At 74.5% G+C, this 20,047-nt stretch carries 21 protein-coding genes and 1 riboswitch; of the genes, 10 read left to right on the top strand and 11 right to left on the bottom strand.

Going from position 1 to position 20,047, the window contains the following annotated elements; all coding sequences use genetic code 11:
* Positions 1-311 precede the first annotated feature (311 nt).
* The 7 genes from Sdagh_RS00830 to Sdagh_RS00800 all read left to right on the top strand — a co-directional run bounded on the left by Sdagh_RS00830 (position 312) and on the right by Sdagh_RS00800 (position 7,828).
* Positions 312-1,826 (top strand): S8 family peptidase, encoded by a 1,515-nt coding sequence (locus Sdagh_RS00830; protein WP_189421743.1) that lies wholly within the window; start codon positions 312-314, stop codon positions 1,824-1,826.
* Positions 1,827-1,908: 82 nt separating this feature from the next.
* Positions 1,909-2,919, top strand: coding sequence for a CopD family protein (locus tag Sdagh_RS00825; protein ID WP_226534401.1), 1,011 nt, complete (start codon positions 1,909-1,911; stop codon positions 2,917-2,919).
* 119 nt (positions 2,920-3,038) lie between these two features.
* Entirely contained in the window at positions 3,039-4,034 is a 996-nt protein-coding gene (locus tag Sdagh_RS00820) for a DEDDh family exonuclease (protein ID WP_189421741.1), read from the top strand.
* A 92-nt stretch (positions 4,035-4,126) separates the two neighbouring features.
* On the top strand, positions 4,127-4,360 hold the full coding sequence (locus tag Sdagh_RS00815; RefSeq protein ID WP_189421740.1) for a metallothionein: 234 nt from the start codon (positions 4,127-4,129) through the stop codon (positions 4,358-4,360).
* A gap of 72 nt (positions 4,361-4,432) precedes the next feature.
* Positions 4,433-5,230 (top strand): SURF1 family cytochrome oxidase biogenesis protein, encoded by a 798-nt coding sequence (locus tag Sdagh_RS00810; RefSeq protein WP_190078032.1) that lies wholly within the window; start codon positions 4,433-4,435, stop codon positions 5,228-5,230.
* Positions 5,231-5,282: 52 nt separating this feature from the next.
* On the top strand, positions 5,283-7,067 hold the full coding sequence (locus Sdagh_RS00805) for a glycoside hydrolase family 15 protein (protein WP_190011511.1): 1,785 nt from the start codon (positions 5,283-5,285) through the stop codon (positions 7,065-7,067).
* Positions 7,068-7,072: 5 nt separating this feature from the next.
* On the top strand, positions 7,073-7,828 hold the full coding sequence (locus Sdagh_RS00800; RefSeq protein ID WP_190011512.1) for an SDR family oxidoreductase: 756 nt from the start codon (positions 7,073-7,075) through the stop codon (positions 7,826-7,828).
* 26 nt (positions 7,829-7,854) lie between these two features.
* Here Sdagh_RS00800 and amaP read toward each other — a convergent pair whose 3' ends face one another.
* From amaP to Sdagh_RS00775, 5 genes are read right to left on the bottom strand one after another with little or no spacing between them, the layout of a single operon-like run.
* Positions 7,855-8,442, bottom strand: coding sequence for an alkaline shock response membrane anchor protein AmaP (gene amaP, locus Sdagh_RS00795; protein ID WP_190011513.1), 588 nt, complete (start codon positions 8,440-8,442; stop codon positions 7,855-7,857).
* The gene (locus tag Sdagh_RS00790; RefSeq protein ID WP_190078031.1) at positions 8,439-9,176 is read right to left on the bottom strand and encodes a DUF6286 domain-containing protein; all 738 of its coding nucleotides are present in this window, start codon (positions 9,174-9,176) and stop codon (positions 8,439-8,441) included. Before Sdagh_RS00790 ends, amaP begins: the two co-directional genes overlap by 4 nt.
* A complete protein-coding gene (locus Sdagh_RS00785; protein WP_189421735.1) occupies positions 9,173-9,556 on the bottom strand; it encodes an Asp23/Gls24 family envelope stress response protein in 384 nt (127 codons plus the stop codon). The genes Sdagh_RS00790 and Sdagh_RS00785 overlap by 4 nt, the downstream gene beginning before the upstream one ends.
* Positions 9,553-9,738 (bottom strand): hypothetical protein, encoded by a 186-nt coding sequence (locus tag Sdagh_RS00780; protein ID WP_189421734.1) that lies wholly within the window; start codon positions 9,736-9,738, stop codon positions 9,553-9,555. The genes Sdagh_RS00785 and Sdagh_RS00780 overlap by 4 nt, the downstream gene beginning before the upstream one ends.
* Positions 9,739-9,775: 37 nt before the next feature.
* On the bottom strand, positions 9,776-10,264 hold the full coding sequence (locus tag Sdagh_RS00775) for an Asp23/Gls24 family envelope stress response protein (protein ID WP_189421733.1): 489 nt from the start codon (positions 10,262-10,264) through the stop codon (positions 9,776-9,778).
* Between the two features lie 91 nt (positions 10,265-10,355).
* Here Sdagh_RS00775 and Sdagh_RS00770 point away from each other — a divergent pair, with 91 nt between their 5' ends.
* Complete coding sequence (locus tag Sdagh_RS00770; RefSeq protein ID WP_189421732.1) at positions 10,356-11,078, top strand: nucleopolyhedrovirus P10 family protein; 723 nt, start codon at positions 10,356-10,358, stop codon at positions 11,076-11,078.
* A 114-nt stretch (positions 11,079-11,192) separates the two neighbouring features.
* Here the strand turns inward: Sdagh_RS00770 and Sdagh_RS00765 are convergent, their stop codons facing one another.
* The 6 genes from Sdagh_RS00765 to Sdagh_RS00740 form a co-directional block, all read right to left on the bottom strand.
* Positions 11,193-11,984 (bottom strand): enoyl-CoA hydratase/isomerase family protein, encoded by a 792-nt coding sequence (locus Sdagh_RS00765; RefSeq protein ID WP_189421731.1) that lies wholly within the window; start codon positions 11,982-11,984, stop codon positions 11,193-11,195.
* 147 nt (positions 11,985-12,131) lie between these two features.
* Positions 12,132-12,353 (bottom strand): helix-turn-helix domain-containing protein, encoded by a 222-nt coding sequence (locus Sdagh_RS00760; protein WP_189421730.1) that lies wholly within the window; start codon positions 12,351-12,353, stop codon positions 12,132-12,134.
* A gap of 336 nt (positions 12,354-12,689) precedes the next feature.
* Entirely contained in the window at positions 12,690-14,288 is a 1,599-nt protein-coding gene (locus tag Sdagh_RS00755) for an ABC-F family ATP-binding cassette domain-containing protein (RefSeq protein ID WP_189421729.1), read from the bottom strand.
* A gap of 166 nt (positions 14,289-14,454) precedes the next feature.
* Positions 14,455-15,864 carry a hypothetical protein gene (locus Sdagh_RS00750; RefSeq protein ID WP_189421728.1) on the bottom strand — a complete coding sequence of 470 codons (1,410 nt, stop codon included), beginning with the start codon at positions 15,862-15,864 and terminating at the stop codon, positions 14,455-14,457.
* Between the two features lie 190 nt (positions 15,865-16,054).
* Positions 16,055-17,173: an alpha/beta hydrolase family protein gene (locus Sdagh_RS00745; protein ID WP_190078030.1), complete on the bottom strand. Its 1,119-nt coding sequence runs from the start codon at positions 17,171-17,173 to the stop codon at positions 16,055-16,057.
* Positions 17,174-17,256: 83 nt separating this feature from the next.
* Positions 17,257-17,928 carry a class II aldolase/adducin family protein gene (locus Sdagh_RS00740; protein ID WP_190011517.1) on the bottom strand — a complete coding sequence of 224 codons (672 nt, stop codon included), beginning with the start codon at positions 17,926-17,928 and terminating at the stop codon, positions 17,257-17,259.
* A 250-nt stretch (positions 17,929-18,178) separates the two neighbouring features.
* On the opposite strand from Sdagh_RS00740, the gene Sdagh_RS00735 reads away from it, so the two are divergent.
* Both Sdagh_RS00735 and Sdagh_RS00730 read left to right on the top strand, forming a co-directional pair.
* Positions 18,179-19,435 carry an inorganic phosphate transporter gene (locus Sdagh_RS00735; protein WP_189421725.1) on the top strand — a complete coding sequence of 419 codons (1,257 nt, stop codon included), beginning with the start codon at positions 18,179-18,181 and terminating at the stop codon, positions 19,433-19,435.
* Positions 19,436-19,453: 18 nt separating this feature from the next.
* A complete protein-coding gene (locus Sdagh_RS00730; protein WP_189421724.1) occupies positions 19,454-19,675 on the top strand; it encodes a hypothetical protein in 222 nt (73 codons plus the stop codon).
* Positions 19,676-19,949: 274 nt separating this feature from the next.
* Positions 19,950-20,026: riboswitch (adenosylcobalamin (AdoCbl) riboswitch) on the top strand.
* Positions 20,027-20,047: the final 21 nt, after the last annotated feature.

Here is a 20,047-nt window from a genome sequence, read left to right as displayed (position 1 = left end):
CACGGCGCCGCCCCGGACCCGGTTCAAACCTGCCCCGCACTTTTCCGGTGCCGCTCGGGCCTGCCCGGAGCGACTTCGGGGAAAGCATTGCTGACCAGCGACTTCGGGAGATAGCTTCACCCTGCACCACCCGACATGTACCTGCCCGAGCACCACCGTGTCTCGGGCAGGCCCGTTTCGAGAAGTTGTGGAGACCCCATGGCTCGTCCGCGCGCCGGAACCGTGCCCTGGCCTCCGCACTCCCGCTCCCCGGCCCGTCCGGACCTGGCACCCGCACGTCAGCACTCGGAACTCGACTGGAGATCTCGCACATGACTCGGTCCCTCTCCCGCCACCGCCGCGCCGTGGCCCTCCCCGTCGGCATGGCCATGGCCACCGCGCTGGCCTTCCTGCCGAACGTCCAGGCCGTCGCGGCCGACGCCCCGTCGGTCTCCGCCGACGCGACCTCGCTCAGCTACGTCGTCAACGTCAAGGCGGGCAAGGCGCCGTCGGCCACCGTCCGGCGCGCGATAGCCGAGGCCGGCGGCACGATCGTGACGTCCTACGACCGGATCGGTGTCGTCGTCGTCCACTCCTCGAACCCGGACTTCGCCAAGACCGTCCGCACGGCGCGCGGCGTGCAGTCGGCGGGCGCCACCCGCACCGCCCCGCTGCCCTCGGCCGCCACCACCGACGTGGGCACGCCGAAGGTGCTCAGCGCCACCGAGGCCGCCGCGGCCGAGGCCGCCGAGGGCCAGGACCCGCTGGAGTCCCTCCAGTGGGACCTGCCGGCCATCAAGGCGGACAAGGCGCACGAGAAGTCACTCGGCAGCAGCAAGGTGACGGTCGCGGTCATCGACACCGGCGTGGACGACACCCACCCGGACATCGCCCCGAACTTCGACCGGGCCGCGTCCGTCAACTGCGTCTCCGGCAAGCCGGACACCACCGACGGCGCCTGGCGGCCCACCGCCGAGGAGTCCCCGCACGGCACCCACGTGGCCGGTGAGATCGCCGCCGCCAAGAACGGCGTCGGCATGACGGGCGTCGCGCCGGGCGTCAAGGTGTCCGGCATCAAGGTGTCCACGACCGCCGGGTTCTTCTACACCGAGGCCGTGGTCTGCGGGTTCATGTGGGCGGCCGAGCACGGCGTCGAGGTGACCAACAACAGCTACTACACCGACCCGTGGTACTTCAACTGCAAGGACGACCCGGACCAGAAGGCCCTGGTCGAGGCCGTCCGCCGGGCCTCCTCCTACGCGGAGCGCAAGGGCGCGGTCAACGTGGCCGCGGCCGGCAACGAGGAGTACGACCTCGCCGCCGACGAGATCACCGACCCGTCCTCCCCCAACGACACCACGCCCTCCGACCGGGTGATCGACCCGTCCGAGTGCTACGACATCCCGACCCAGCTGCCGGGTGTCGTCACCACCGCCGCGACCGGCGCCAAGGGCATCAAGTCGTCCTTCTCCAACTACGGCCTCGGCGTCATCGACATCGCCGCGCCCGGCGGCGACTCGACGGCGTACCAGACCCCGGCGCCGCCCGCCACCAGCGGCCTGATCCTGGGCACGCTGCCCGGCGGCAAGTGGGGCTACATGGCCGGTACGTCGATGGCGTCGCCGCACGTCGCGGGCGTCGCCGCGCTCATCAAGTCCACCCACCCGCGCGCCACGCCCGCCCAGGTGAAGGCGCTGCTGTACGCCCAGGCCGACGCGACGCCGTGCACCAAGCCGTACGACATCGACGGCGACGGCAAGGTCGACGCGGTCTGCGAGGGCGGCAAGAACCGCAACGGCTTCTACGGCTGGGGCACGGCGGACGCGCTGGACGCGGTCACCAAGTAGGCCGACGCGCCGGGGGCGTGCGCCGTACGCCGGTCGTCCCGTGAAGTTGCCCGGTCATGGGATGACTGGTGAAGATTTCCGGGTGACCCTCATACGACCCACGCCCCCGTCGGCCCGGCCCCGCGGGCACGCGCGCCCGCGCTCCGGCAACGGCCGGGCCGTGGCCGTCCTCGTGCTCGTGGCGCTGGCGGCGCTCGTCCCGCTGCTCGGCCCGGCCCCGGCGCTGGCCGGCACCGGGGAGGCCGCGGCGCCCGGCACCGGGGGCATCGCGCTGCTGCGGACGGTCCTGTTCGCGGCGCTGGCCGTCCCGGTGGGCGAACTCTTCGCCGGGCGGCTGGCCCGCCGGCTGGACGGCGCTCCGCCGCTCGCGCCGCGCAGCTGGTCGCCGTACGCGGCGGCGGCCGGTTTCGCCGCCGCGCTGGGGCTGGCCTCGGTGGTGGCCGCCGGCAATCTGGCACCGGGCTCCCTCACCGGCCTGGACCTCGGCGGGCTGTACTCCTCCCGGGAGGGCAGGCTCGCGCTGCTGGAGGTCAACGCGTTCCTGGTGGCCGGGCTGTGCGCCGCCTCCCGGCGGCCGGGCACCCAGGTGTGGCCGCTGGCCGCGGTGGTGGTGGCCGAGGCGCTGCGCGCGCACCCGCCGGACGAGCACACGCCGCTGCTGGGCTCCGGCCTGACCCTGCTCCACCTGACCTGCGCCTCCCTGTGGGTGGGCGGTCTGCTGCACGTGCTGCGGACGCTGGGCCGGTGGCGGGGGTCCGGGGCGGGGCCCGCGCTGCTGGGGCTGTACGCGCGCGTGGCGGCGGTGCTGCTGGCCGTCATCACGGCGACCGGGGTGTGCAGTTCGCTGCGCCGGATGCCACCGGGCACGGTCCTGGAGCAGCTGACGGACACCGCGTACGGGCGGGTGCTGCTCGCCAAGGTGCTCGTGGTGGCGGCCGTGGCGGCGCTGGCCCTGTGGGCGCGGGTCCGGCTGGGCCGCGCGGCCGATCCGCTGGCCGCCTGCTCCCCCGCGCGGGCCGAGGTCGCGGTGCTCGCCCTGGTGGTCGCCGTCTCCGGGCTGCTGACGGCCCTTCCGGTGCCGATCCGCTGGTGAGCCCGCTCGTCAAGTCCCGTACTTCCCGGAGCGGTTGTCCGGCGGGGACGCCCGGCGCCCGGGCGCGCGGGACCCCTGCGGGACGGGACTGTCAGTCGCGGCCCGTATCCTCTGGGACCATGCTCGAAGACCGGACGATCGCAGCAGCGTCCTCCCCCACGGTGTGGCCGGCCGCGTATCCGCGGGGATACGCGGTCGTTGACGTGGAGACCACCGGCCTGGCCCGCGACGACCGCATCATCTCGGCGGCCGTCTACCGTCTGGACGCGCGCGGCGCGGTCGAGGACCACTGGTACACGCTGGTCAATCCGGAGCGGGACCCGGGGCCCGTGTGGATACACGGCCTGACCAGTGACGTGCTCGAAGGGGCGCCGCTCTTCGGGGACGTCGCCGAGGAGTTCGCGGCCCGGCTCGACGGCCGGGTGCTGGTCGCGCACAACGCCGTCTTCGACTGGCAGATGATCGCCCGCGAGTACGCGCGGGCGCGGCGCGAGGCGCCGGTGCGCCAGCGGCTGTGCACCATCGCGCTCGCCAAGGAACTGGCGCTGCCGCTGCCCAACCACAAGCTGGAGTCGCTCGCCGCGCACTTCGGGGTGGTGCAGCGGCGGGCGCACCACGCGCTGGACGACGCGCGGGTGCTCGCGGAGGCGTTCCGGCCGAGCCTGCACGCCGCGGCGGCGGGCAGCGTCCGGCTGCCGCTCCAGGAGTGCCGGCCGCTGACCGAGTGGGCGGACCGTCCGGCGGCCCGCATCGGGCGCCAGGCGGGCTCCGGCGGCGGCTACCGGGCGGCGGGGAGCTGGCGCCCCGCCCGCAAGCGGCCGGCCTGCCCGTACCCCAATCCGGGCCGGTACGAAGTCGGCAAACCGCTCAAACAGGGCATGCGGGTCGCCTTCTCGGGTGACACCTCGACCGAGCGGGAGCTGCTGGAGGACCGCGCGACCGAGGCCGGCCTGCACGTCGCCACGAGCCTGTCCCGGCTGACCAGCCTGCTCGTCACCAACGACCCCGACTCGGGCACCTCCAAAGTGGTCAAGGCCCGGCAGTTCGGGACGCCGGTGGTGGACGAGGCGGCGTTCGGGCAGCTGCTGCGGGACGTCGCCCCGGCCGACAGCTGATTCGTACGACGGTGTGACATCGGGGGTGAAAGCCGGGCGACTCGCCCGCCGTCCGCTCGCCCCCTCCCTGGCGACGGCTCACCCTGTGGCCCATGGCGACATGTGAAGTCTGCGGCAACAACTACGGCATGAGCTTCGAGGTCCACGCGCAGGGAGCGGTCCACGTGTTCGACTGCTTCGCCTGCGCGATCCACCGCATGGCCCCCATCTGCGAGCACTGCCGGGTGCAGATCATCGGGCAGGGCGCGGAGGTCGACGGCCACTGGTACTGCGGCGCGCACTGCGCCCGCGCGGAGGGCAGGACGGGGGTCGTCGACAAGGTGTGACGGGGGCGCGGCGGCCCCCCCGGACCCGCACCCGCCCGCACTCGCCCCACGACCGAGTTGTACGGTCGTGGGGTGTACCGCTTCCTGTTGTCCCGGCAGTGGGTGATCCTGACGCTGATCGCCCTGCTTCTCATCCCCACGATGATCGAGCTGGGCTTCTGGCAGATGCACCGCTACGAGGAGCGCACCGCCCGCAACGACCTGGTGGCCGAGGCGCTCGACGCCGACCCGGTCCCGGTGGAGCGGCTGACCTCACCGGGCAAGAGGATCACCTCGGCCGAGCGGTACCGCTCGGTGACCGCGACGGGCCGCTTCGACACCGCCGGCGAGGTCGTCGTCCGGCGCCGCACCAACGCCGACGACGAGGTCGGCTACCACGTGCTCACCCCGTTCGTCCTGGACGACGGCAAGGTGCTGCTGGTCAACCGGGGCTGGATCCCCGCGGACGGCCCCAGCCAGACCGAGTACCCGGAGGTCCCCGCGCCGCCCTCCGGCGAGGTCACCGTCACCGGGCGGATGATGCCCGACGAGACGACCGAGGCGAGCGGCATCAAGAACCTCAAGGGCCTCCCCGACCGGCAGGTCATGCTGATCGACAGCGCGCGGGAGGCCGAACGCCTGGACGCGTCGGTGCTCGGCGGCTACATCGTGCTGACCACGCCGGAGCCGAAGGACGGCACCCCCGAGCTGATCGGCCGGCCGGGCGACGAGGACGCCGCGCTGAACTTCGCGTACGCGATCCAGTGGTGGCTGTTCTCCGCCGCCGTCCCGGTCGGCTGGTGGTTCCTGGTCCGCCGCGAGGCCCGCGACCGCGCCGACGCGACGGACACCGCGGACGACGCCGCGGAGGCGGAACCGGCGGCGGTGTAGCGCGGGCACCGGAGCCCTGATTGCCGTACCCCCTCCTGGGCAGACGGTTCCCGTGCATCCCCGTATCGAGGACTACGCGCTCATCGGCGACGAGCAGACCGCCGCCCTGGTCTCCGCCGACGGTTCCGTGGACTGGCTGTGCCTGCCCCGGTTCGACTCCGCCGCCTGCTTCGCCCGGCTGCTCGGCGACGAGGAGAACGGCCACTGGCGGATCGCGCCCCGGGGCGCCGGGCGCTGCGCCCGGCGGGCCTACCGCCGCGACACCCTGGTCCTGGACACCGAGTGGGAGACGGACGGCGGCGCGGTCCGGGTCACCGACCTGATGCCGCAGCGCGACCGCGCCCCCGACCTGGTGCGGATCGTGGAGGGGCTGAGCGGCGAGGTGACCGTGCGCAGCACCCTGCGGCTGCGCTTCGACTACGGCTCCGTCGTTCCCTGGGTGCGCCGCAGCGACGGGCACCGGGTGGCGGTGGCCGGGCCGGACTCGGCGTGGCTGCGCAGCGAGCCGGAGGTGCCCACCTGGGGCGAGGACTACGGCACGCACTCCGAGTTCACCGTCAAGGCGGGTGAGAAGGTCGCCTTCGTCCTCACCTGGCACCCCTCGCACGAGCCCCGGCCCCCGCTGGTCGACCCGTACGAGGCGCTGGAGCACAGCGTCGCCGACTGGCGGGCCTGGGCCGCCCGCTGCCGCTACGACGGCCCCTACCGGGACGCGGTCGTCCGTTCCCTGATCACCCTCAAGGCGCTGACGTACAAGCCGACCGGCGGCATCGTGGCCGCGGCCACCACCTCGCTGCCCGAGGAGCCGGGCGGGGTGCGCAACTGGGACTACCGGCACTGCTGGCTGCGCGACTCCACCCTCACCCTGGCCGCGCTGCTGGCCGCCGGGTACACGGACGAGGCGGAGGCGTGGCGCGACTGGCTGCTGCGCGCGGTCGCCGGCTCCCCCGCCGACCTCCAGATCATGTACGGCCTCGCCGGTGAGCGCCGGCTGCCCGAGTCCGAGCTGCCCTGGCTGTCCGGCTTCGCCGGGTCCCGGCCGGTGCGGATCGGCAACGACGCGGTGAACCAGCTCCAGCTCGACGTGTTCGGCGAGGTGATGGACACCCTGGCGCTGGCCCGTGCCGCCGGGATGCCCGGGGTACCGCAGATGTGGGAGCTGCAGCGGGCCCTGCTGGAGTTCCTGCGCACCGCGTGGCGCCGCCCCGACGAGGGGCTGTGGGAGGTGCGCGGCGGACGCCGCCCGTTCGTGCACTCCAAGGTGATGGCGTGGGTCGCGGCCGACCGGGCGGTGCGCACCCTGGAGGCGGAGCCGGAGCTGGGCGGCGACCTGGCGGGCTGGCGCGCGCTGCGCGACGAGATCCACCGGGAGGTCTGCGAGAAGGGCTACGACCCCGAACGCAACACCTTCACCCAGTACTACGGCTCCCGCGAACTGGACGCCGCTCTGCTGTTCATCCCCCGCGTCGGCTTCCTGCCTCCGGACGACCCCCGGGTGACCGGCACCATCGACGCCGTCTCCCGCGAACTGACCCGCGACGGCCTGGTGCAGCGGTACAGCACCGCTCAGAGCGAGGTCGACGGCCTGCCCGGCGGTGAGGGCACCTTCCTGGTCTGCTCGTTCTGGCTGGCGGACGCCCTGCACATGACGGGCCGCACCAAGGAGGCGCGGGAGCTGTTCGAACGGCTGCTGGGCCTCGCCAACGACGTGGGCCTGCTGGCGGAGGAGTACGACCCGGTGGCCGGCCGGCAGCTCGGCAACTTCCCGCAGGCGTTCAGCCACATCGGCCTGGTGCACACGGCCCTCGCCCTGACCGGTGACGACGAGGCAGGATAGAAGCCATGGATCTTGGACTGAGGGACCGGGTGTACGTCGTCACCGGAGCCACCCGGGGCCTGGGCAACGCGACCGCGCGCGCCCTGGTGGCCGACGGGGCGAAGGTGGTCGTCAGCGGCCGGGACGAGAAGAGCGTCGCCGAGGCCGCCGCCGCGCTCGGCCCGGACGCGGCCGGGGTGGCCGTCGACAACGCCGACCCGGCGGCGGCCGGACGGCTCATCGCCACCGCCCGGGAGCGCTTCGGGCGGTTCGACGGCGTGCTGATCAGCGTGGGCGGGCCGCCCGCCGGGTTCGTCGCCGACATCACCGACGAGCAGTGGCAGGCGGCGTTCGAGTCGGTCTTCCTCGGCGCGGTGCGCCTGGCCCGCGCGGCGGCGTCCGAGCTGGGCGAGGGCGGGGTCATCGGCTTCGTGCTGTCCGGCTCGGTGCACGAGCCGATCCCGGGGCTCACCGTCTCCAACGGGCTGCGGCCGGGGCTGGCCGGCTTCGCCAAGTCCCTCGGCGACGAACTGGGCCCGCACGGCATCCGCGTGGTGGGCGTGCTGCCGGGCCGCATCGACACCGACCGGGTACGCGAGCTGGACGGCCTCTCCGCCGACCCGCAGGCCACCCGTACGGCGGCCGAGTCCCGCATCCCGCTGCGCCGGTACGGCACGCCCGAGGAGTTCGGCCGCGCGGCGGCGTTCCTGCTCTCCCCGGCCGCCTCCTACATCACCGGCGTGATGGTGCCGGTGGACGGCGGGGTACGGCACGGCTTCTGAGCGGCCCCGGGCGGTCCGTCCGCCCGTCAGCCGACCCGTTCCGCCCGGTGTCCGACACTTCTGAGGCGGACCTCCGTCGGCAGGGTGTCGAGGCCGGCCGAGGTACGGGCGTGCGCGAGGGCGCCGCCGGTCAGCCCGTCGAGGGCGGTGCCGGGGTCGACGTGCGGTTCCAGCCGGAGCCGTACCCTCGCCCTGGGCGCGCTGCGGCGCCCGGTGAGCCGCGCGTCGGCACGGTCGACGCCGTCGAGCCGGCCGGCCTCCGCGGCGAGGGCGTCCTCCAGGGCCCGGCCGCGCAGCACCGCGCCGTCGCCGTCGCCGGTGTCGACGAGGACCTCGCCGAGCCGGCGCCGGCGCAGGGCCGCGACCAGCCACCACAGGGCGAGCAGCAGCAGGACGGCGAGCGCGGCGATCACGACCGGCCACCACCAGCCCTCGCCCCGCCACTTGGTCCGCTCGGCGGTGCTGAGCAGCACGTCGTGGCGGGAGTCGTGGATCCACCAGGAGGGCGGCTTCGCCCCGAGCCCGACGGCCAGCACCGAGCCGCCGAGGACCAGCAGGACGAGGCCGACAAGGGCGAGCAGCACCCGGTTCACGGTCCTGAGCACGGTGGTCATCCCTTCCGTCCGGGCCGCCGCACCTTCACCGACAGCCGGGGCGGCCGGGCCAGGCCCAGCCCCCGCACCGTGTCGCCGAGGGCGGTGTCCAGATCGGTGCGTACGTCGTCCAGTTCGCGGAAGTGCGCCACCGCGCGGACCTTGGCCCCGGACCGGCGGGCGCGGACCTTGGCCGACTGCACGCCGGCCACCTCCATGGCCCGGTCGCGCAGCACCGTCGCGGCGGCGTCCCGGTGCAGCCCGGCCCGGACGTCGGGGTGCGTGCGGCGCATCGGCAGGACCGCGCGCAGGCCCGGGGTGAGGGCCAGCAGCAGGAGCCACAGGCCCAGCGCGGTGGCGACGCCCGCGCCGACCAGCACCCAGATGTCGTCGAGGGGCCGCCGCGCGAGCTGCCGGGCCAGTTCGCGGCGCCAGCTCATGCCGGGCCGGTCCGCGCGCACGGCGACGATGTCGTACAGGAACAGGCCCGCGAGGGCGAGGAGCAGCAGGGCGACGATGCCCGCCGGGACGCGTCGCGCGGACCAGAACCGGTGGGCCCGGCCGGCGTTCTCCGGGGCGGGCTGCGGTTCCCGCGGTGCCGTTCCGGTCCCCTTCTCCAGGACGGGCGACCGGACGGTGCTGCCCTGGGGCCCGGTGGACTCGGCCGGTCCGGCGGCTCCGGGGGGTCCGGTGGGTCCGGTGGGTCCGGTCCCGGCGGGTCCGGTGGGCTCGGTGGGCTCGGTGGGTTCGCTCATCGCGTCCTTCCCTGTGCCGCGCCGTACTCCGCCGCCGGGTGGAGCCGCTCCACCCGTACGGCGACCTCCGGCACCTTCATGCCCGTCAAGGTGCTCACCCGTTCGCTGACGTGGTGCCGCACCCGGCCGCAGCGGGCGCCGACGTCGCAGGGGTAGTCGAGTTCCACGTGGACCCGGACCCGGACGACACCGTGCCGCACCACGACGCTCGCGTGGGGGTGCTCGGCGTCCGGCGGCAGGGTGCCGACCGCCTCGCGCGCCGCCTGCGCGGCGATCTTGGCGACGACCCGGTCGGCGATCCGCGTGGCGCCGCGCTCGCCGGGCGGGACGGCGTCCCCGTCCACGCGCGGCTCGGTGGCCGTGCCGCTCACGCCGGTCACCGCCGGCGGTCGTCGCGGCTGCGGAAGAAGTCGCCCGGTTCCATGTCGCCCTCCAGGAACCGGCCGACGACGAAGCCGACGGCGCCCAGGGCGGCCACCAGCAGGAAGGCCCCGAATCCGCCGAAGTATCCGGCGAAGCCCAGTGCCATGCCGGCGATCATGCCGACCACGGCCATGTTCATGGTGCGCTCTCCTCACGTCCGGGGCAGCGGGGCCGTCTCACTGGAGCCGCGGTTCCGGCTGGTCCTCGTCCTCTTCGTCGGGCAGTTTGACGTCGCTGACCGCGATGTTGACCTCGACGACCTCCAGTCCGGTCATCCGCTCCACCGCCGCCACGACGTTCTCCCGCACATCGCGGGCCACGTCCGAGATCGACACGCCGTACTCGACGACGATCTCCAGGTCGAGGGCGGTCTGCTTCTCGCCGACCTCGGCCTTCACCCCGCGTGTCACACCGGACGACTTGGACCCGCCGGGCACCCGGTCCCGGACGGCCCCGAAGGTGCGGGACATCCCGCTGCCCATGGCGTGCACACCCACCACGTCGCGGGCCGCCATTCCGGTGATCTTCTCCACCACGCCGTCCGCGATGGTGGTCCGGCCGCGGCTGCCGGGGTCTCCCCCGCCCCGCCGGACCGACTGCCCCCTGCTCAGGCCCTCGGCGCCGATGTCCCGGCCGGGCCGGTTGCTCTCCGTTGTCTCACTCATCGCCGTACGTCCCTTTCGGTCGTCGTCGTCCTGTGACCCACGTTAAGTGTGTTTGCGCGCTCGCGCGCCGGGGATGCGGCAGGCTGGACGAATGACGACGGCCGACCGGTGGACACGGACAGTACGGGAGCAGCTGGGGCTGGGCAGGTTCCTGCCCCTGGGCGGCGCGCGGGACGGCGCCTGGATCGCGGAGCGGGCGGCGCGCGAGGTGCTGCTGGCGGTGGCGGCGGCCCTGCCGGGCGTGGCCCTGGACCGCCTGCGGATCGCGCCCGCCGATCCGGAGGCGGCGGCCGAGCCCGCCGTACCGCCGCCGCCGAGCGCCCTGCCGCCGGGGCCGCTGCGGGTGACGGCGGAGCTGACGGCGACGGCGGCGGAGCCGCTGCCCGCGGTGGCCGCCCGGGTGCGTGCCACGCTGGCCGAGGCGGCGGAGCTGCGGCTCGGCCTGCTGGTCACGGAGGTGGACCTGCGGGTGACGGACCTGTTTGAGGCGGCTTCGGAAGAGGCTGCCGCCCCGTCGCCGCGGCCGGAGGAGCCGCCGGCGGAGGCGGCCCGGCAGGACGGCGACGAAGGACGGGCGGGCCGGGCCGCGCTGGCGGTCGAGGGCGTGACCCGGCTGACCGGACCGGGGCGTGCCGTGCACCTCTCGGCGCCGGAGGAGGGGGCGGCGGCGCTGGCCCGGCGGCACGTGCGGGTGGAGTGCGCGGTGGACGGACGGCACCGCACGGTGGAGGTGGCCCGGCGCGTCCGTGCCGCGGTGGCGGAGGCGTTGCCGGACCACCCGTCCGTGGCGGTACTGGTGACTGCCGTCGACTGACCGGGGCGGGACGGGTTCCTCGGTGGGTGCGGGTACGTCGCGGCTGGTGGCGCGGTTCCCGGCGCCCCTTCGGGGACGTGCGGCGCACGTCCCTCCAGGGCACGGGGCGTCCGGTTACTCGCCGAGGCCGGCCAGGTCCCGCAGGCGGCGTGCCTGCGCGGCCCGCTCGGCCCGGCGCTGCGCCTCGAAGTCCCGGGACAGGGCGCCCTGGAGCAGCGTCTTCGTCTCGATCACGGCGTCGCGCGGCGCCGCCAGCACCGCGGAGGCGAGATCGCGTACGGCGCCGTCGAGCTGGTCGCCCGGCACGGCGAGGCTGGCCAACCCGCTGGAGACGGCCTCCTCGGCCAGGACGAACCGCCCGGTCACGCAGATCTCCAGGGCGCGCGCGTATCCGACGAGGCCGACGAGCGGATGGGTGCCCGTCAGGTCGGGGACGAGACCGAGCGAGGTCTCGCGCATGGCGAACTGCACGTCGTCGGCGACCACCCGCAGGTCACAGGCGAGAGCGAGCTGGAATCCGGCACCGATGGCGTGCCCCTGGACGGCGGCGATCGACAGGATGTCGCCGCGCCGCCACCAGGTGAACCCCTCCTGGTACTCGGCGATGGCCGCGTCCAGTTCGGTGTCGCTGCCGCGCGCGAGGTCCAGGAACGACGGCTCGCCTTCGAAGCCCTCGGGCGTGAACGCCTGCCGGTCGAGTCCCGCCGAGAACGACTTGCCCTCGGCCCGCAGCACGACGACCTGCACGGAGCCCGGCAGCCGCCGCCCGGCCTCGGTGAGCGCCCGCCACAGGGCGGGGCTCTGCGCGTTGCGCTTGGCCGGGTTGGTCAGCGTCACCGTGGCGATCGCGTCGTCGACGGTGAGCCGTACGCCGTCCTGGTCGAGTACGGGATCCTGTGCAGCCATGAGGCGCCTCCGATGGGTGCGGTCGGCCTGGTATGCCGTACGGACATCCGTACGGCGCACGTAAGTGACTGCACAGTAACCACCCGGTCGGTCATGCGTCCGACCGGGTGGCCACCATCGGAAGAGCCGAGGGGCCGCCCGGGGAAATCAGGCCGGTGTGGCCTTTTTGCCCCGGGTCGCCCCGCCACGCCCTCGGAGCGTGACGCCCGACTCACTGAGCATGCGGTGCACAAAGCCATACGAGCGGCCGGTCTCCTCGGCCAACGCCCGGATGCTCGCACCGGCGTCGTACTTCTTCTTCAGGTCTGCCGCGAGCTTGTCGCGCGCGGCGCCGGTCACCCGGCTGCCCTTCTTCAGAGTCTCGGCCACCCGTGCCTCCTCATGGGAAGTGCGCTCTGGTCTCCTCATGATCACCCCTCCGGGCCCCGATGGCCACCCATTCGGCAAGGTCGATGAGACAGAGATGTGACGACAGGAGCGTGTCCCCACAAGCGGAAGCCCGGATTCCAAGAGTTCGCGTCCGTACACCCGAACGGGTACGTCCGGGAAAGACGCTGGTCAGAAAGGCGAAACGGCCGAGCCGCCCGGGAGGGGCGGCTCGGCCGCGAAATCGATGCAGGACACACCTCGGTACGAGGAGATCTCACACAGATGGTGGATCACGGATCGGCCGAATGATCCATACGCCGTGGATCATCCATTCGATCAAGCGAGGGCGACGAGATCCGCGTAGTCGGCGCCCCAGAGGTCCTCGACCCCGTCCGGCAGCAGGATGATCCGCTCCGGCTGGAGCGCCTCGACGGCGCCCTCGTCGTGGGTGACGAGGACGACGGCGCCCTTGTAGGTGCGCAGCGCGCCGAGGATCTCCTCGCGGCTGGCCGGGTCGAGGTTGTTGGTCGGCTCGTCGAGCAGCAGCACGTTGGCCGAGGACACCACGAGGGTGGCCAGGGCGAGGCGGGTCTTCTCGCCGCCGGAGAGGACCCCGGCCGGCTTGTCGACGTCGTCACCGGAGAACAGGAACGAGCCGAGCACCTTGCGGACCTCGACCAGGTCCATGTCGGGGGCGGCGGAGCGCATGTTCTCCAGGACCGTGCGCCCGGGGTCGAGGGTCTCGTGCTCCTGCGCGTAGTAGCCGAGCTTGAGGCCGTGGCCGGGGACGACCTTGCCGGTGTCGGGCTGCTCGACGCCGCCGAGCAGGCGCAGCAGGGTGGTCTTGCCGGCGCCGTTGAGCCCGAGGATGACGACGCGGGAACCCTTGTCGATGGCCAGGTCGACGTCGGTGAAGATCTCCAGCGAGCCGTAGGACTTCGACAGGCCCTCGGCCATCAGCGGGGTCTTGCCGCAGGGCGCGGGCTCGGGGAAGCGGAGCTTGGCGACCTTGTCGGACTGGCGGACCGCCTCCAGTCCGCTGAGCAGCTTGTCCGCGCGGCGCGCCATGTTCTGCGCGGCGACCGTCTTGGTGGCCTTGGCGCGCATCTTGTCGGCCTGCGAGTGCAGGGCGGCGGCCTTCTTCTCGGCGTTGGCGCGCTCGCGCTTGCGGCGCTTCTCGTCGGCCTCGCGCTGCTGCTGGTAGAGCTTCCAGCCCATGTTGTAGATGTCGATCTGGGCGCGGTTGGCGTCCAGGTAGAACACCTTGTTGACGACCGTCTCGACCAGGTCGACGTCGTGGGAGATCACGATGAAGCCGCCGCGGTAGGTCTTCAGGTAGTCCCGCAGCCAGATGATCGAGTCGGCGTCGAGGTGGTTCGTGGGCTCGTCGAGGAGCAGGGTGTCGGCGTCCGAGAAGAGGATGCGGGCCAGCTCGATGCGGCGGCGCTGGCCGCCGGAGAGGGTGTGCAGGGGCTGGCCGAGCACCCGGTCGGGCAGGTTCAGCGCGGCGGCGATGGTGGCGGCCTCGGCCTCGGCGGCGTACCCGCCCTTGGTGAGGAACTCCGTCTCCTGGCGCTCGTACTGGCGCAGGGCCTTCTCGCGGGTGGCGCCCTGGCCGTTGGCGATGCGCTGCTCGTTCTCCCGCATCTTGCGGATCAGGGTGTCCAGGCCGCGGGCGGAGAGGATGCGGTCGCGGGCGAGGACGTCGAGGTCGCCGGTGCGGGGGTCCTGCGGCAGGTAGCCGACCTCGCCGGAGCGGGTGATGGTGCCGGCGGCGGGGATGCCCTCGCCGGCCAGGCACTTGGTGAGGGTCGTCTTCCCGGCGCCGTTGCGGCCGACCAGGCCGATGCGGTCGCCCTTGGCGACGCGGAAGGTGGCGCTCTCGATGAGGACACGGGCACCGGCGCGCAGCTCGATACCGGAGGCGGAGATCACGGACAGACTCCAGGGCGGGTTGGGGGCGGGAGGGGCGGCTGAGGACGTGCCCGCCGTCTAATGCGCGAGGAGAATGGCCATGGGGCCAGTCTAACGGTGCCGTGCAACCACTTTTTCCGGTGCTGCCGTCCCCGCGCCCGGCCCCGCCCGGCCGCCCCGCGGCCCGTCAGCTGCCTCCCGTGTGCACCTGGAAGGCGGCCCGGCGCACGGCCTTGGCCAGGGCCGGGTCGGGGTGGGCGGCGGCCAGCGCCACCAGGACCTGCACGGTCCGGGGGTGCCCGACCGCCTGGACCTCCTCCAGCAGCATCGGGACGGTGGGCTGGACGGCCGCCTCCAGGTGCCGCACCAGCAGCGGGGCCTCGCCGTGGTCGGCGACGGCGGCGGCGGTGTCGACCCACAGCCAGGTGGCCTCCTCGCGGGTGAGGACCTCGTGCGCGTCCTCGGGGTCGACGCCGTCGTGCTCGGCCAGCCACAGCAGCGCGTACGGCCGCAGCGTCGGCTCCTCCAGCACGGCCCGTACGTCGGGCTCGGCGGGGGCGCCGACGACGCGCAGCGCCTCGAAGGCCAGGCCGCGCAGCAGGGCGTCCTCGCCGCGGGCGGCCTGGAGCAGCTCGGTGACGGCGCTGCCCACGGGGCGGGCGGCGAGCCAGGCGCGGTACTCGGCGCGGGCCGCGTTGGGGCGGAGCTGGGCGCAGCCGCGCAGCATGTCCTCGGCGCCCTGCTCGATGTTGCCGGCGGGGCTCTGCGCGGCGACGCAGATCTGCTCCAGCTTGACCCAGACCGCCCAGTTGCCGAGCGGGGTGAGGGTGGCCTGGCCGCCGCCGTAGGTGAGGGCGCCCACGGAGGCGAGGGCGCCGAGGGCCCAGTCGAGGAGCGGGGCGAGCGCGGTGTCGTCGGCGCTGTCGGGCCGCTGCTTCGGGGGGTCGGACAGGGGGCCGTCGTAGGGGACCTCGCAGCGTTCGGTGCGCAGTTCGGTGACGCGCTGCTGGAGGAGGTCGAGGAGCTGGGCGACGGGTACCGGGCCGGCGGACAGGTGGAGGAAGGAGAGCACCTGGGGCATGGCCGAGACGACCTCGGCGACGGCGGCGGGCTCCTGGTCGGCGGCCTCGGGGTGGGCGAGCGACCAGGCGTCGAAGAGGGCGACCCAGCCGCGCAGGACGGCGCTGTCGTCCCGGTCCCAGGCGCGCAGCCGCCAGCCGGGGCGGGCGTTGTCGCCGTGCACCTCGACCAGTCCGGCGAGGCGGGCGATGTCCCAGTCGGCGCGGACCTGAGCCGCGGTCAGGCCCAGGTCGCGGCCCGCGCGTTCGGCGGTGGCGGCGGCCAGGGTGGCCTTGCCGTCGGCGGTCCCGCTCTCCCGGCCGGGACCGAGGGCGGCGTCGGCCCAGCGGGCGACGCGGGCGGCGTCGGCCAGCACGGCGCGTGCCATGCGGGCCAGCTCCGACCGTGCGGGGGTGCCCTCCGGGGGGCGTGGCGCGGTGCGGCGCGAGGGCCGCTGGTTCATCGCTCTGGGGGCGGCGGCCAGGGGTCGCGGGCGGACGAGTCGGAGCCTGGAGTCGCGCGGGATACGGGACGTCACGGGGGCAGTCTTCCGGTTGACGGTCCGAAAACCCAAACGGAATGCCTCGACGGGTCACCGGCGCGGGCGGGGCGACGGCGCGGCCGGCCCTTGTCGCAAGGGGCTCGGCACGGTCGTGGCAGGGTCTGCGGACACTCGTGAGCGGAACGGGGGGCGCGGCCGGGGGGCGCGGCCCCGGCCGGGTCTCCGGTCAGGCCAGCGGGGTCAGGAAGCGGCGCAGCGCCTCTTCGTACCGGTCCGGCGCGGCGTTCCACATCGCGCCGTGCGGGGCCTGGGGGACGGTGTGCAGGGCGACCAGCCGGGGGTGGGCGTCGGCGAAGCGGCGGGAGAGCCGCCAGGGGGCGACGGTGTCGGCGGGGCCGTGGAAGACGAGGGCCGGGACGTCCAGGCGGTCCTGGGCACCGGGCCGGGCGGCATCGAGGCCGGTGCGGCCCTGGGCGGCGCGGACCGCGAGCGGGAGCAGCGCGCCCGGGGTGCGGCGGGCCGCGGCGAGGGCGCGCACGGTCGTCCGCCAGTCGAGGACCGGGGAGTCGAGGACCAGCCCGGAGATGTGGTCGCGCAGGTCGGACCGGGCGGCGGTGCGCAGGGCCATGGTGGCGCCGGTGGACCAGCCGAGCAGCACGACCCGGCGGGCGCCGTGCTCGACGGCGTAGTGGACGGCGGACTCCAGGTCGTGCCACTCGGTCTCGCCGAAGTGCCGCAGGCCGCCCGGCGGGCGGGGCGCTCCGGCGTCGCCCCGGTAGGCGAGGGCCAGCAGCGGGAATTCGAGGCGGTGCAGCAGGGCCATGAGGTTCAGGGCGTGCTCGCGGGTGGCGCCGAGGCCGTGCACCGCGATGATCCAGGTGGCGCGGGGGCCCGGCAGGAACCAGCCGGGCAGGGCGCCGAGTTCGCCGGGGATCTGGACGTCGGCGTAGCGCAGGCCCAGCGCGGTGCCCGGGTTGCCGACGTACAGGTTGGGGGTCAGCCAGGCCTTGTCGCCGGGGGCGAGGGTGCCGTGTGTGACGCGTTCGAGGCGGCGTACGACGGCGTCGGCCGGGTGCCGGTCGCCGGGCAGGACGGGGCCCACCACGGCGTGCGAGCCGTCGCCGGCCAGTCCGTAGCGGCCGGGCCGCAGGCTGGCCAGGTGCCGGGTGAGGGTGATCTGGCCGGCGGCGGTGCCGTGCACGGTGAGCCGGGGCTCGGTGGGCAGGGGCCGGCCGGGCGGCGCCTTGAGCGCGGCGTCGCTGGCGAGGCGGCCGGCGGCGACGCTCGCGGCGCCGGCTGCCAGGGCCGCGGTGACGGCGGCGGTCGTTGCGGTGACGGTGCGCACAGCTCCCAGTTTCCCGGCGTGCTCCGTCGTAAGCCACCGGAGGGCGGCGGAGGGAGGAGGCCCGGGGCCGGGCCGGTGTGCGGTCAGGGGCGCTGCCCGTACCCGCGCAGCCGCTCGCCGACCTCCGCGACCTGCTCCTCGGTCAGCAGGGCCGGGGTGCGGCCGGGCACCGAGGCGGCGGTCAGCCACAGGCGGCACATCCACTCCAGCTGGGCCGTGCGGTCGTACGCCTGGTCCAGGGTGGCGCCGTGGGTGACCGTGCCGTGGTTGCGCAGCAGGCAGCCGGAGCGGCCGTCGAGGGCGCGCAGCACGTGCGCGGCCAGTTCGTCGGTGCCGTACGTCGCGTAGGGGGCGACCCGGACGGGTCCGCCGAGCGCCGCGGCCATGTAGTGCACCAGCGGCAGTTCCTCGACGAGCGTGGAGACGGCCGTGGCGTGCACGGCGTGGGTGTGGACGACGGCGCCGGCGTCGGTGGCCCGGTAGACCGCGAGGTGGAGGGGGAGTTCGCTGGTCGGGACGAGGGTGCCGAGGACCTGCCGGCCGTCCAGGGCGACGCCGGTCAGGTCGGCCGGGGCGAGCCGGTCGTAGGGCACGCCCGAGGGGGTGACCAGCACGGTGTCGCCGACGCGGACCGAGACGTTGCCGGAGGTGCCGACCACCAGTCCGTCGGCGACCGTGCGCCGGGCGGCGGCCACCAGGGACTCCCAGGCTCGCGTCTCCTCCGGTCGCGGACGCCTCTGCGCGGACTCCTGCACGGCCCCGCCTCCTCCCGGGGCGTCCCGTACGCCCCTGTGGTTCCCGCCGCCGGCCGGCGGCGCTGCGGTGATCCTGCCAGGCGGGCGGGGCGCCCCGAGGCGGAAACCGGCCCTCCGGGCCCGGGGCCGGCGGAGGCGGGTTCCGGTGGCCCCGATTCCGGACACCACCGCGCCCCCCTCAGTTCATCTTCCGTTCACCCTGGTTACCTACGGTCGAGCAGCCAATGACCTCGAACGATTGCCTGGGTAAATGGAAAGCTTCTCGCTGATCCTCGCGATTGTGGTGGTGACCGCACTCGCGTTTGATTTCACGAACGGTTTCCACGACACCGCGAACGCGATGGCCACCACCATTTCGACCGGTGCGCTCAAGCCCAAGGTCGCGGTGGCCATGTCCGCCGCGCTGAACCTGGTGGGCGCCTTCCTCTCCGTGGAGGTCGCCAACACGATCTCCAAGGGTCTCGTCGACGAGACCGGCATCCGTCCCGAGGTCATCTTCGCCGCCCTGGTCGGCGCGATCCTCTGGAACCTGCTGACCTGGCTGGTCGGGCTGCCGTCCAGTTCCTCGCACGCCCTCATGGGCGGCCTGATCGGTGCCGCCATCGCCTCGGCCGGGGTCGGCGCGGTCCACGGCGACGTCCTCGTCACCAAGGTGCTGCTCCCGGCGGTCGCCGCCCCGGTGGTGGCGGGCGTCGCGGCGCTGGTCGCCACCCGGCTGTCGTACCGGATGAGCCGGGGGGCCGACGGCAAGGCCGCCGAGAAGGGCTACCGCGTCGGCCAGATCGCCTCGGCCGGCCTGGTCTCGCTGGCGCACGGCACGAACGACGCGCAGAAGACCATGGGCATCATCACCCTCGCCCTGGTGGCGGGCGGTGCCCTCGCCCCCGACTCCGACCCGCCGGTGTGGGTCATCCTCTCCGCGGGCCTCGCCATCGCGCTCGGCACCTACCTCGGCGGCTGGCGGATCATCCGCACCATGGGCAAGGGGCTGACCGACCTCGAACCGCAGCAGGGCTTCGCCGCCCAGACCAGCGCCGCGACGGTCATCCTGGCCTCCTCCCACCTCGGCTTCTCCCTCTCCACCACGCACTCGGTCTCGGGTGCGGTGATGGGCGCGGGGCTGGGCCGCAAGGGCGGCGTGGTGCGCTGGTCCACGGCGACGCGGATGTTCGTCGCCTGGGGGCTGACGCTGCCGGCCGCGGCCCTGGTCGCCGCGTTCGCCGAGTGGGTCTGCGGCCTCGGCGACTGGGGCACGGCGCTGATCGCGGTCGCGCTGGTCGCCGCGAGCTTCGCGATCTGGCGGATCTCCCGGCGCGAGGTCGTCGACCACACCAACGTCACCGCCCCCGACGAACCGGAACCTGCCGGCGTGGTGACGGCGGCGGTGGCCGCCGTGGCCCCGCCCCCGGCGGGCGTGCCGGCGGCCGACGGCCTCGCGGCCGCCTTCCCCGCCCAGAAGGACATCGCTCCCGACGCCCCGGCCCGTCCGGCCGCCACCTCCGTCTGACGCCCGAGGAAGAGAAGCATGAAGATCGACTGGGCAGCCCTCGGCTCCGTCTTCGGGGTCGGCCTCGTGGCCACCGTCGCCCTGGTGGCCCTGTTCACCCTCGGCATCGCCGGCCTCTCCCGCCAGGAGCGGGCCGCCGCGCGGGGCGGCTCCGCGGCCCTCGCGGTCACCGGCGCGTACGCCTGCTTCGCGGCCTGCGCGGCGGCGGTGGCGTACGGCATCTATCTGATCGTGGCCTGAGCCGTCCGAGCGTGGCCTGAGCCGCCCGCGGCGGGCGGCACGCGCCCGGCCCTCGCCCGCCCCGTCCGGACCGGTACCCGCCGGCCTCCGCACGGGGCGGTTCGCCGTGCGCGCCATCAGCCGCCCGATCCCTCCCCGTGCCCGCCGGTGCTCCGGCGTCGCTGACGGACCGTCGGCCGTGTGGACCTCGGCACATCGCCCCCGCCCAGGTCAACGGCAAGTTGACGGGCGTTCTCGGGGCGTGGTGGACTTCCGGGGCCATGTACGGCGGCAGGAGAGGAAGCCCGGTGCGAATCCGGCGCGGTCCCGCCACTGTGACCGGGGAGTGGTCCCCGGGAGCCAGGAACTCTCACCGCCGGTCTCGTCGAACCA

The organism is Streptomyces daghestanicus (assembly GCF_020521275.1).
GTDB lineage: Bacteria > Actinomycetota > Actinomycetes > Streptomycetales > Streptomycetaceae > Streptomyces > Streptomyces griseoviridis.
Note: the sequence above shows the minus strand (reverse complement) of the source record. Positions and strands in the feature narration are given on the sequence as shown.